Raw genomic sequence first — 13,037 nt, forward strand, 5'->3', positions numbered from 1 at the left:
TGGTTCGTTTTTTATGGGCGTCTTGCCAACAAATCGATCATTTGTCGCTGTCGTTCTTCTAAAACCTTTGGTGTCCACTCATCTTTCTGGTCAATAAATACTTTGCTTCCTTTGAAAACGTCCATATGTCCTTTTAAGTAACGTTCCTTTTTCTGCTTAAAATCTAAGTTACTTAACGAACTATTTTTTCTCTTGCTAATGAGGACAAGGTTAGCAATTTTATCTGTCCAATACGCTCTCTCGTCCTCCGTGAAATCTTGTACCCATTGACTATTCTTATCCGGATTTTGTGGCAAAATATGCTCCACGCTTATGTTTTTATAACCAGATAAATGAACGGTGTTATCCCCCAATAAATACTCCATCTTTAACAACAAATACTTTGCATATTGTTTTTTGTACACGTTACCGCTAATCTGCCGCTTAAACTCCTCCACATCCACTGAAAAAATGTCATCGTTATTTATTAAATCATTCACATTAGACGCATCCGTTTGTTCAATGGCTTTTAAAATATTATTCATTGCTTCTAATCTCGGAGTTGAATTTACCCCAGAAATCCAATCACCAGCAAATTTAAATTCCAACTTCTGTAAAAATTCATCTATCTTATTTGTTTTAAACTTAGCGTAATAATACATGACAGGAGGTATCCAGTCCTCTGAACGGAATCCTATCTTCATAATAGTAATGAGATTTTTAAATGCGTTACTCAACTCATTATCAGCTAATTCGATGACATTTTCGTACACTTCATCATACCGTTTAATAAAATCTAGCGTTTCTTTTCCTTGCGTCAGCTTACCAGCTTTATAAATCTTTTCCTCAAATTCTTCCAATAAATTTGTTCTCGCTTTCTCTTTTACGATAATTGTTCTGACGAAGTTTAGAAAACGATCAAATCCCTCTCCAAAACGCCCCTCGATCTCTTCCCAATATTTCGCATACTTTTTTATTTCTTTTTCATTATGCAATTGCCCGATGTTCATTGATTTAAGAATATCTGCGCTCGTTAAAGGGATACCTCTATCATTTAATATTGTAAACATCCTAAACGCATCTTCCGTATTATCCGTTGATACATAAATAACCAGCGCTTTATTAAAAATAAATTTAACAAATTCTCCTAGTTCTTCTTTATCTTCTAGCTGCTCTCTTAATACAAGTATCGCATTAGCCATATTGGAAATTGATACATTATCTTTTTCCTTTTCTACTTTCAATTCATCAATTAACGTAGTTCCATCTAAAGCAACAACATATTTCTTTATAAAATCTTCTACTTGATCCCTAATCTGGTAGGTAATACGTTGCCTTTCAGGTACCATATCAAGTTCATCAGCTTCTTGATAAATTTTCTGCTGAAGGTTATTTTTAAACGCTCGTTCTTCTAGCAAATCTCTTAAAACAGCAAACATTAAAAAGAATGTGGTTAACCGCTGCTGCCCATCTAACACTTCATATTCTGCAAAATCTTTATTTTTTGTTCGCTTTAAAACGAGTGAACCAAGGAAATACTCGCTATCGCGTTTATTCATAAATGCGTAATACAAATCGTCAATTAAATCCTGTATATTTTCCGATTGCCAAACATAGGAACGTTGGTATTCTGGTATAACAAACCAAAAATCCGGCGAAAAAATTTTCTGTAGTACTCTTTTATCGGCATCTATTTTTCCATGTGTCATCGTATATACACCTCATTGTTAAGAACTCAGAAAACAGTGTTTGAACCCATTTTCTTGATACACTTACTGTTTCAATGTCATAAAAAACTGCTCCACCTGTTCCGGTTTTAATGTTCGAAGCAATTGGACAAATTCGGCATACTCGACTTCGTGTATGCTACGAATAGTTTCTATTTCATAACGGAGCGCCTCTTCAAACTCAGGAAAAACGGTGGCGTACAGCAGCTGTCTTTGCTTCTCCAGCGGGTATTGGCGCTCTTGCAAATATAATAAAATATTTTTCAACTGCTGAATAAACAAGGGGGAACGCTGTGTCCATCGCTCTAATAAACCGTTCCACGAAACATCTTTCCCCTCATTTCCTTCTTCTTCAAACCAGCGCTGCAAAGCGTGGTACAACGCCTTCAGCTCTGCCTCTGTTAACGTAACCCCTTTTCCCATTTTCTCATGAGCTACATCCCAATCCCGTATATCAAATTTCGCCGGATAGCCGTTCCAGCTAATGAGATTAAGCTCCTTGCTCCATCCCTTCCCTGATTCCGACAGGACGGCAATCTTTTGTTTAATGTCAAACTGAATTTTAGTCATAGAACCTCACCTCTACTTCGAATAAATCGCTGAATCAAAGCCAAAGGCGTCATAATCCGCTTGGTAAAAATCGCGCACAAACGGTGAAATGCTGCGGAACGTCTGAGATGACGACTCAATTCGCTCGCATACGGGAAGTAATAAATACTAGGTTTCTTCCCTTCCCGCACAAATCGTTGATCATCGAAGCGATCGTTTTCTTCATCTAAAAATTGCAAACTGCTCGCCAGCTTCATAATTTCTTTTGTCGAGCGATAGTTTGTCCGCAAATTCCGTGTCTTCCGCCCTTCAATGTACAAACCTAACTCACGGTATGAAAATGGGCTACGCTTGTAAATACGCTGTTTCGGATCCCCAGAAACGACAATCGATTTTTTTACAAGCCCCGAACAGTGCCTGGCACCGTTTCAATACAACAAGAACTTGCCTGGCACCGTTTCAATACAACAAGAACTTGCCTGGCACCGTTTCAATCTCGCAAAAATCAACGCACGGTTTCGCCGAAAAAGTGGGCACAGTGGATGCGTCGAAAACGTAAAATCGTGGAAACCACTTTTTCTGTTCTTGCCGATCTATTTCGTCTTACTGCCATCCGTGCTAATAGCGTCGATGGGTTTGAAACAGCACTAGATGGCATTTTATTGGCTTACACGCTTGTTGTCCTTGAGCTAGTTGAACAATAGAGTTCAACTAGCACCATGGGTTAAATACAAAATATGTTTTTCTTCTCTATCACGGCCAGTGAAGAGTACCTAATCTCGGATACCAGGGGGCAATAAGTGTTCGTTTCGCATGCACAACAATAACTTCAACAAGCTCTAAGCAGTATCATACACTTTATTTAAGTTATAAAGGCACTATATATATTAGTGCTATTCACCTATAATATCTCTCCAATCTTCAACTGAAGCCGCCTGACTCATCCTCTTATGCAAAATTCTTAGGCTATTGCTAATTCTCTTTCTCTCTAAACTGTTACTCTTACCTAAATAATCATCAACATGAATCGATTGCCCTGTACTATCTTTTATTGGATGCAATACTGCCTTTGAGGCATGTTCGCAAAAATATTGCAATAGCCCTTTATAAGTTTTAGGATAAGATGATTGATTCTTAAATGCGTCGATAGCTAACGATTCAATATGGTAACCAGATAATTGAGAATTTTTAGGTAGCTGAGCGTTTATACTTTTAAAAATTTTTATCATTGGAATAATTTTGCCGCCACTGGCTTGGTTTACGCTAGTTAATTTTTCAGCAAACTTTCTGGGCTTTATCACATTACTCCATTCATTAGTTCCTGGATTGGCAATTTTATATCCTGTTGCCGTTTTTATGCTAGGTAATAATTGTATTTCATGTCCACTGCTGAATTTAACGGTAACAGCTAAATCTCCCTTTTTCACTTCAGTCTTGGGTAATCTTTGTTTAATGGCCTTAGCAAAGACATCTAAAACCTCTTGAGGCTTAGCATTTGACAGTAGACTATTGTTAATTCTAACCAACATATCAATATCGCTTAAACCCTTAGCATATGTATGCTTACTTACAGAGCCCCCAAAATTTAATTCAACTGTCCCATCTATTTCTTTTTCTAAGGCTTTTTTTAAAGTTTCTAAGTGAACACGAATTTTTTCTACATCTCTGTGGCTTAGTTTAGAAGCTAGTTCTTGCAAAAAATCGTTTACTGCTCTTTCATTTTCTTGCTTTTTCTCTTTCACTGATTGTTCCTCTAATAAATCATTAAGACTTTTTCTGGGATAATACCAACTTCCATTATTCCCCATAATCATTCCCCCTTGTACACTTTTTCAACCAATTTCAAGATTTCGTTATTTGTTTTTTTATCCAAGTTAAATAAAGTCAAATCTTTAATCTTAGTAAAATGGTTCATTTTTTTCTTTAGCTCATTAAGTGTGATTAGATTTTCTGAACACGATAATAATTTAACTTCAACATCTGATAAATGCCAAAAACCCCTTGAAATAGAATAACTATTAAAGTATGTTGGATTGTTATTGTAGAAGGAAAATCTAAGCCAAGACAAACCATCAAATATATCAGCTCCGCACAAAAAGTAAACAATAATATTTAATGGATCAAGGCAACCAAAAATGTGTATAGGTTTATCTAATCCCGCACCTTCCAAAGCTTCTCTAATTCTATATATATTACGACATCTTTCCAAGACTGACTGTCCTAATTCCTTTTCTGTAAATCCCAGAATAGAGAAAGGAGAAACTAACTCTATGTGCTCTAAATACTCATTAATATTCAATAAGCCATTATCTTTAATGGGCTTATAAAGAAAATCAGACGTATAGTGAGGAAACATACTGAATATATCCTTAGCCTTCTCTATTTGTTCCAATGTTGACATTCCTTGAGAATCATAGTTAACAAGGACTATGTTCGTTAAGGGCTCTATCTTATTTACTTGTTCCAGATAAAAGTCTAATTTCCACTCATTAGGTGAGTACTCATTTCCATAGATGTCAGAACAATCATGTTCAGCTATTGCTTCGTAGCCCCCACTATCAATAAACACTATTTCCGTTTCGTAAATTTTCTCAGCATCAATAAATTTATAGTACAAATCATACGCACTAACTAAGGAGGCTTCAGTTAAGCGGTTTACTAGAAAATTATACATCATTTTAAAATGCTTTATTCCTTTACTTGAAAATGAAGGAACTAAAATAGGAGTCATAACATTAACATTCTCAATTTTCCTTCTCATACAATAATTAAAATCCAATTAATACACTCCTATCTATACATGATAAGCATTCACCACATGGTTCCTTGTATCCTCTTTCACAGCTGTAAGTTAAATATATCGGCACTCTCTCCCTTACACAGTACTCGTAAATTTGGGCTTTTGTAAAATCAATAAACGGAGCTTCTAATGTAACCGAACCGGCAAAATATCCATCCAATATCTTTGTACAATCCTCTATAAATATATGGGAGCAATCATAATATGGTGTACCAGAATGTATCCCAAGGGATATCTTTGAAACATCAACAGGCAACAGATTTGCAGCAGCTAATAAAAACAAGGCATTTCTTCCTACATACTCTCCTTTTCTTTCATTTAATGGGAATCCTAAAGTTGCTATTTGTACATCAATTTTATAATATTTGGCAATTAATTCAACTGCTTGCCGCTCTCTAGATTTACTTGGCTGACCATAATCAAAATGTAAAGCTTTCACTTTATAATGTTTAGAAAGATAATAATGGACTAGAGCACAAGAATCCAGTCCCCCACTTAACAATATTAAAACACTGTTACCCTCTCTCCTTTTTATCAATTTCCCCTTCAGCTCCTTCATTAGCTGTTATACTTTTAAACTGCTTTAATCTCATCATCAATTTAAAAAAATAAATATTCATAAACGGATTTATTTCCAATTCTTTACTAATAGCAATTTTTTCATAAAGATGCTTTTTTGCTTTAAAGAAAACTTTATCAGGTATAACTGGAGAGTTTTCGCATATCGTTGTATAGCTCTGGGTGAGTTGTAGAATATCGCCTTCATTAATTGATGTACTTTTCTCAATTAAATCTGCGTTCCTTATAAATGTAGTTAATTGCTTTCCAGCACCTTCATGTTCTGAGGCTCTTTTCTCCAGTTTTAAAAATTCTTCTATAACCGTAACGATAAAAACTAGGGATGCAATCAGTCCAATAGTTAATTTATAGACTTTATCATTTAAATTTTTAAAAATAGGTAAAAAAGCATCATAATTTGCAAAAGTTAAAATAGCAGTTACAGTAGAACCTATTAAAACAAAAGAATGTAAACAATTACTGTATAGCTTCAAGCGGTTTGCAATCATAAAATGAGCATTTCTAGAAAGTTCCGCCTTTTTTCTTAGCTTCTTAATCCGATTTTTTTTATCCTGCAATTCCATTGCTATTCTCCTAACACAAACTTTTATTATGCTAAAAAAGCAGAAGTGCTCTTGACATTTAACACTTCTGCTCTCTCAAAGTTGTTTTATTTTGGTTGTTTACAAATGACGCTCATTATCTTCAACAATCATTGTTGTTTTATTTTGCACATGAGCTCAATTTGATTCATAACTGTTTTGCTTACTAGTTTTGCCGTATCAGATGTATAACTATATTTGTTTAAAAGTTTTTACCGTCAGTTATGGAATGATACTTTATTCCTTTCAGATTGGTAAATCTAAAATATTTCTTGTTATTGTACAGCATCCTTATAATAAAATCTAGATAAAAACTTTCTTCTTTAAAATACCGATATCACGTTCTCTCGTTTGTTTGGTAGTAAATATAGTTCTTTGTCTTAAAAAAATTGTTCGTAAATCTATGACAATCTGGTATTCGTCTTCAATCAATGTTACTTTCTTAAGAGAGAATTACCTGTGACCTCTCAAACGACAAGTGAGCTACTGACAAGTGAGCTACTATAAAACCCGGGTAATAGCAGGTACTTTTTTAAATAAAACAATAAGATATTAAAATAAACTGTTTAAATACTCTTCTAGTAACTCACCACGTGCAATTCTTCCAGATCTACTTGCCGTACTTTGATATATGTAATTATAAAATCTTGCATATTTATTTTCCGATTTATTTTTTCCTTTGTTCTTTAAAATTCTTTCTTCTAATTTTATAAGTGTTTCACGTAACTTTTCTTCTTCTGGAAAATGCCCTTTCCGTCTTTTTACAAAAACTAATTCAACAATTAATGAAAATAAACTTGACTTTCTATACCATATTGAATCAACAGGTAAATTTAAATTTTTGATTATTCTTAAAGCAGTTATTAAATCATCTTTCATTAGTTCTTTATTAGGATACTCATCATCATAAAGCTTGATTAATTCTTCTACCTCATTATCACTTGTAAAATATCCTCCTATTTCTATCGTTGTCATTATTAAAACTATATATTGTAAATCTATCATTCGAGATGCCTCTGATTCTCCAAATATATTCAAATCATTTAAGTACCCAGTATCAATAATTTCTTTAGCTGTACTAATAAATTCACCTTCATATAGTGCATTATTTATTTCCATCGCATTAAGAGCATACTGTACTGAATTAATTCGATTAAAAATTTCCTTTATCTGTTTCATATCTAAACGACCAAGGTCTCTTACAACAACAGGATAATCGAAAAAGGCTCTTTGCTCTTCATTTGTTAACTCAGGAAACCGTTTCACTTTTTTTAAAATAAGTTTTGGTGAATCGGTAATATATTCATAAATAGTATTTAGTCTCTGCTGACCATCTACTACTAATGTTTGAGATTTTTGCATGACTAAATCTATTTCACCATCAGCAAAATATAATTCTGGGAAAGGATACCCTAATAAAATAGTTTCTATAAAATGTTCTTTATGCTTGTTATTCCATACTAAATTTCTTTGAAAACTCGGTTTAAGAATTAATGTTCCTTCCCTCATCATATTATAAATTTCAATAATTTTTTTATTAGTTCCAATCCCTATATTCTTCTGCATTTTATTTTCCTCCTAATCTTAGTCTACGAATATTTTGTTCGTGATATTTTCTAAAAAAATATTCATTTCTATAAATAGCTCCAGTAATTTTGCGTTTATCATACTCTCCGTAAGAAATTTTATTAAAAAATTCAAACCATTTTCGCTTATTATCGAACTTAAATGGAAATTTGTCAGGTCTAATCCATCCCTTAAAAAAATACTCTAAAAAATCCCTATATAATTCGTCTTCTTTTTCATTTCTATATGTTAGGTTTATATTAAATTCAAAAAGCTGTTTCCAATAGTCATCAAATAATTCTTCAGATATTATAACCATATCTATGTCTGAATCATCGTCTAATAATTTCCATAATTTTTGTGGTGCAATACTAAAACCTAATTTAGCCGAGCCAACCATTATAACATTTGAAGTACTAGTCCCAAAAAAATTTGCTATTTCTCTTTTCAAAAAATAATATTTATCCTCATTATTTTTAAATACAAAAGGAGTTCCAAACAATATGTATCGATCCACTATATCTGCGTCAGACATTTCTTTATTATCCAGAACTTTTTTGAATTCATCTAGTAAATTTTTATTTTCTTCAGATATTGCGATAGTTCTCAATTGTCATCCCTCTTTTAAATAAACCTTTCCACATACTTTTTTACCATACCCCAAATATTTACAAATTATTTAGACCTGTTCTGCCCACTGACGCCCTTTCAAAAAAGATTTCCAACTAGTGGAACAAATCGGTCATCCGGGAGTTACAAAAAGTAGAGAGCCCCTATCACGTGTCCAAATATACTAGCAAGTTGGAAATTCCCGAACATGTTACGACCATTCGTCACAAAATCTGACACGTGTTCGAACTTCAGTCTCTGTTCACCGATATCAACTAGCATAAATGTAAAATGAAGGTGTGTTCAGACCGCCATCGTCTTCACCACGCGAGGTTTCCACGCCATATGACGAGTCCCTTCCAATATGGTATACAGTTAAAGATCCTTGTGATTTATTTGAATAGTTACTAATTAATTACTCATAAGGCGAACGTCGCAATTTATTTAAGACATAGTTTGGCGTTCTACCAGTAAAGAAATCGTAGTAAATATCGTGTTTTTAACCTTTTTTCGCTTCTTGGTTAACTACTATCCAGATAAAATACCTTATTATCATCACAATGGATATAATATCTAAATTTAACAAAAAATCATGTCGAATTATGTCATAAAAATCAAAAAAAGACAGACGCACTACAGCTTCTGTCGTAAATGAATTATAACGGTTTAGTGCCCGCAGCATAAACTGATTAACGTCATTCTCCGGTCCGATAAATTCAATATTCGTACCCTTCGTTTCTAGGACGAATTATAGTTTTTCTTCACCATTTTTGTCAATGACAAGCGCCCAGTATGAGTTGTAAGAGCTAATCGGTGTATCAATTCTAAACCATCTTGGCAGTTTAACATATACTTTCACGTTTTCGTCATTTTCGAACCGTTTCGCAAAACTTGCTTCAATATCCGAATCATAAAAGACATGATCAAACGGTGACTTTTCGCTTCGGATGGTGTTGTCGTTTGAATAGGCAAGCAGCTCTTCGTTTTGGAACAGCTCAACCGCGTAATACGCATACTCGCCGATTTTATAATATTTTACACCGTCTTTTAAAAGCAGCTTTATTTCGCGTTGAATAATTTTTGTTACTTCTTCGATAAATTTTTGCGAGTTGTTTTTAAAATCTTTTAATCGATTGCAACCAATCAAAATTTCCACACGATTACTGTATCCAATTCTCATATCTATGTTTTGTAATATCGAAACCTATAATGAAAAAATCTATTATGATTCGTATCGGTTCCTGCTCGTTTTTTAGTTAGGACGTACAACCGGGTATGACACCTACATAATATCAGGTAAACTCTTTTTCTCTTCCCCACTACAGAAATGCTCCCCTGCTACTAAACAAAAATGTGCCGCCTTCTATATTTAGGCGACACCATTCATCGTACTATTCAACCAATTTTTCTGCCGTCACTTTTCCATTTTCAATTAAATATATATAAATACATCCTCGTAGTTCTGATAAGTCTTTTAAATGATGTTTAGGTAAAGTCATCGTTTGATTGTTTGTTAGAATAATGAATCGCGGATTCCCCTGTTCATCTTCACTCATGAAATCGACAAGAGATAAAGCAGGGTACATTTTTACGTTTTTTCGGCCGTTTGCTTGTTCATATTGCTCAATTAACTCTTTGTAGTCAATCGAGAGAAGGCGATAGCTTTTTTCCTCATCTGGCAACAGCGTGAATTGAACGAGTCTATTTGGTGGAATGATATTTACATTTCGTTCACGTTCTACTTCCTCCAAACGAGCTTTACGGCGATCTTCGATATCAATTAATTTTGCTTTCATTTGGTTGATTAGTGCTGAATTTCGGTTTTCTTCGTTTTCGTTACGGTACTTTTCAAGTCTTAATACGGTTTCTTGGTATTGATGGTCAAATGCTCGACGGAGAAACTGTATTTTTTTGTTTAATTGTGATTCATTTGATAGAACCAACTCTTCACGTTTTTGTATAACTTTGTTCATTGCATGCATAAATAATTGGGGCTCGTTTTTTTGGCTTTCATGTATGAATGGCTGCTCAAACGAGTAACCATATAGCCAATAGGAGTCTACCTCAATTACTTCACCTGTTTTACGCTTCGCAAAATAGACAACATCGCGAAATAATTCACGTCCTGTACCGTCTGTAAGACTGATTTCGTAACCTTCCATTAGCAATTCTTCATTGATTGGAAATTTAACTTCAAAATGAGGTAATACGAGTCCTTCTATCTCTTCTTTCATCAATTGTAATGATAAAGAAAATAATGGATGGTCATTGAGCATGATTGAAACTTCCTCATCCATATACTCGTTCGCATCTGTAAAGCGATACGACTCTTCTTTTCCTTTTAAAGGAATACGATGTTTTCTTGCAAATTCTCGTATGGACTTCGGAATGCGATCAATACGATATACATGATCATTTTGGGAAGGATATACCTTTACCCGATTTCGACTTAACGTATTTACTGCAAACTCGGCATACACGCGAGTAGGAATCTTTTGAATAGCAATATCATACTGTTCACGTTTCATCCCTGGTAAATCAATCGTATCAACGGCTAGACGTTCTTCTCTAGCAATTCTCAATAATTCCGCGTATTCTTGAGACAATACTCCCTCTATATCTTTCTTAATATCTTCCAGCCGTTCACGGTTTAAGATTGCTTGTTGCATTAATGTCGGTAAATCGGCAACTTTATCTTCCAGTCGATCGCCGATAAAGTCGTAAACTAAATCATGTCCTAAATCTTTTCTCATTTGCTCCATTTTTTTCATTAATGTCAGCAATACGTCCCCTTCACGGGTGTTTCCCGCTACTAAGTTAAATATAAATACTTCGTTTTTCTGACCAATTCGATGAATGCGTCCCATCCGCTGTTCTAACTTATTCGGATTCCATGGGATATCATAGTTAATCATTTGGTTACAAAACTGTAAATTAATCGATTCACCACCGGCATCTGTCGCTAACATAATAGGACATTCATTTTTAAATCTCTCAACTTGCTTTCTCCTTTCTTCCATCGAATACTTTCCAATAATCTTTGCAATTTTTAATCCATGGGCTTGAAGTTTCTTTTCCAAATAATGCAATGTATCTGTCGACTCGGTAAAAATGAGAATTTTTTCCCCTTTTTGCAATAAGCCTCCTGCGCCAAATAACGTATTCTCTAATTCTATGAATTTACGTTCAACATAGTTTTCCCTAATATGACTAGAATAAGCAATTAACTTTTTTAATTCTTCAATCTCTAATTCAAGCTCCATCGGGTCAATTGCATCTACCAATACTTCGCTTTCTAATTCTAATAGCTCTTGCTCTTCTAATGTCGCCTCTTCATATTCATCGATAGACAATTCTTGTAATTGAATCGTTTGTTGTTGTTTTACTTCCTCAAGAAGCTTAGTGAGACGATGATAACGACGTTCTAACGATAAATGAATCGCCTCAATGGAAGAACTTAACCGTCTTTGCAACAGCATCATCGCAAACGCAGTACTGTTATTTCCCCGATTAATAGCACGATTAAAATGCTCTTTCACATATTGTGTAACCGCTTCATAAAGCTCTAATTCTTTATCAGACAAGTTGTATGTAATTGTCTTTGTTGTTCGTTTTGGAAATAAAGGGGTTCCATCAAAATACTTTAAATTTTCTTTTAAGCGCCGAATAATAAATGGATTTGTTTTATCACGCAATGTTTCTTTAATTCCAACCGACGAAAAAATATCAGGGTCAATCAATCTCATTAAATGACGGAAATTTTCTACATCACCTTTATGAGGAGTGGCTGTTAACAACAGGCAATGCTCGCTATGGCGTAAAATCATTTCTCCGAGTTGATAAATTTTCGTTCGTTTTGTTTTCTTTTTCTTGCCACCTGTTGTATATGCAGCCATCTTATGCGCTTCATCTACAATAATTAAATCAAAATCTGCTTCAATCACAAGACTTCTTACATCATCCCGTGCTGCCCAATAGAGCGACGTGATAACGCAATCATTCTCAACAAATGGGTTTTTTCCACTGTACTCTTTTAATGTGGAACGGGTGACAATGATAAAATCTTCGTTAAACTTCTCCTGCAGTTCTTGCTGCCATTGTTTTAACACTAGTGGCGGAACGAGTATTAAAATTCGATTCGCACCTTGTCTCGCTTTTAACTCCCGAATTAACATCCCAGCCATAATCGTTTTACCTGCACCAGGATCATCTGCTAGTAAAAATCTTACGGTTGGTACTTGAAGCATTCTGCCGTATACTGCTTCAATCTGATGCGGTAAAGGAATTAAATTTTTATTTCCTAATGCCCGTACTTTTGAAAACTTCTTATCAACAATGAATTCCCAATAAAGTAAATATTGTCGTAAGTCCTCTGGAGAAAATGTTCTTTTATGATTACTTGCACTAATAACTTCAATGCTTGAAAGTTGTTCTGGAAGAATAATCACTTGATAATATTTACTTGTATCCTTTCCATACGCTTCTACACGATAAAAATGTTCTTGAATGACCTCACATTTTTTAATTTCCACTACTTCCGGCCATAAAGGACCTCTTACAATGTCGCCAGCTTGCAACATATTGCTCCTCCTATATTTGTCAATTCCATCATTTATTATAACAAAAAAAGACAGCCTTTCTGACCAT

At 34.3% G+C, this 13,037-nt stretch carries 8 protein-coding genes and 3 pseudogenes; 1 reads left to right on the plus strand and 10 read right to left on the minus strand.

Features of this window, described 5'->3' with window-relative positions; translation table 11 throughout:
* Window positions 1-11: 11 nt before the first annotated feature.
* Together BO219_RS04365 and BO219_RS14745 are read right to left on the minus strand one after the other, a co-directional pair.
* Window positions 12-1,688, minus strand: coding sequence for a DUF262 domain-containing protein (locus BO219_RS04365; RefSeq protein ID WP_077428547.1), 1,677 nt, complete (start codon window positions 1,686-1,688; stop codon window positions 12-14).
* Between the two features lie 381 nt (window positions 1,689-2,069).
* Window positions 2,070-2,276 (minus strand): annotated as a pseudogene (locus BO219_RS14745) (YdbC family protein); the annotation flags it as partial.
* A 473-nt stretch (window positions 2,277-2,749) separates the two neighbouring features.
* On the opposite strand from BO219_RS14745, the pseudogene BO219_RS04380 reads away from it, so the two are divergent.
* Window positions 2,750-2,959, plus strand: a pseudogene (locus tag BO219_RS04380) (transposase); the annotation flags it as partial.
* 189 nt (window positions 2,960-3,148) lie between these two features.
* Here the strand turns inward: BO219_RS04380 and BO219_RS04385 are convergent.
* From BO219_RS04385 to BO219_RS04420, 8 genes and pseudogenes are all read right to left on the minus strand, one after another.
* Window positions 3,149-4,063, minus strand: a complete 915-nt coding sequence (locus BO219_RS04385; protein WP_077428549.1) for a CBASS oligonucleotide cyclase — start codon at window positions 4,061-4,063, stop codon at window positions 3,149-3,151.
* A 2-nt stretch (window positions 4,064-4,065) separates the two neighbouring features.
* Complete coding sequence (locus BO219_RS04390; protein ID WP_077428550.1) at window positions 4,066-5,034, minus strand: hypothetical protein; 969 nt, start codon at window positions 5,032-5,034, stop codon at window positions 4,066-4,068.
* Complete coding sequence (locus BO219_RS04395) at window positions 5,024-5,593, minus strand: 7-cyano-7-deazaguanine synthase (protein WP_198936652.1); 570 nt, start codon at window positions 5,591-5,593, stop codon at window positions 5,024-5,026. The genes BO219_RS04390 and BO219_RS04395 overlap by 11 nt, the downstream gene beginning before the upstream one ends.
* Window positions 5,571-6,197, minus strand: coding sequence for an SLATT domain-containing protein (locus BO219_RS04400; RefSeq protein WP_077428552.1), 627 nt, complete (start codon window positions 6,195-6,197; stop codon window positions 5,571-5,573). The genes BO219_RS04395 and BO219_RS04400 overlap by 23 nt, the downstream gene beginning before the upstream one ends.
* Window positions 6,198-6,767: 570 nt before the next feature.
* Window positions 6,768-7,781 carry a DUF262 domain-containing protein gene (locus BO219_RS04405; protein ID WP_077428553.1) on the minus strand — a complete coding sequence of 338 codons (1,014 nt, stop codon included), beginning with the start codon at window positions 7,779-7,781 and terminating at the stop codon, window positions 6,768-6,770.
* A 1-nt stretch (window position 7,782) separates the two neighbouring features.
* Window positions 7,783-8,391 (minus strand): hypothetical protein, encoded by a 609-nt coding sequence (locus BO219_RS04410; protein WP_077428554.1) that lies wholly within the window; start codon window positions 8,389-8,391, stop codon window positions 7,783-7,785.
* A gap of 660 nt (window positions 8,392-9,051) precedes the next feature.
* Window positions 9,052-9,546: pseudogene (locus BO219_RS04415) on the minus strand (restriction endonuclease); the annotation flags it as partial.
* 235 nt (window positions 9,547-9,781) lie between these two features.
* Window positions 9,782-12,970: a DEAD/DEAH box helicase gene (locus BO219_RS04420; RefSeq protein WP_077428555.1), complete on the minus strand. Its 3,189-nt coding sequence runs from the start codon at window positions 12,968-12,970 to the stop codon at window positions 9,782-9,784.
* Between the last annotated feature and the right edge of the window lie 67 nt (window positions 12,971-13,037).

Origin of the sequence: Anoxybacillus kestanbolensis, assembly GCF_001996285.1 — a bacterium.
Classification (GTDB): domain Bacteria; phylum Bacillota; class Bacilli; order Bacillales; family Anoxybacillaceae; genus Anoxybacillus; species Anoxybacillus kestanbolensis_A.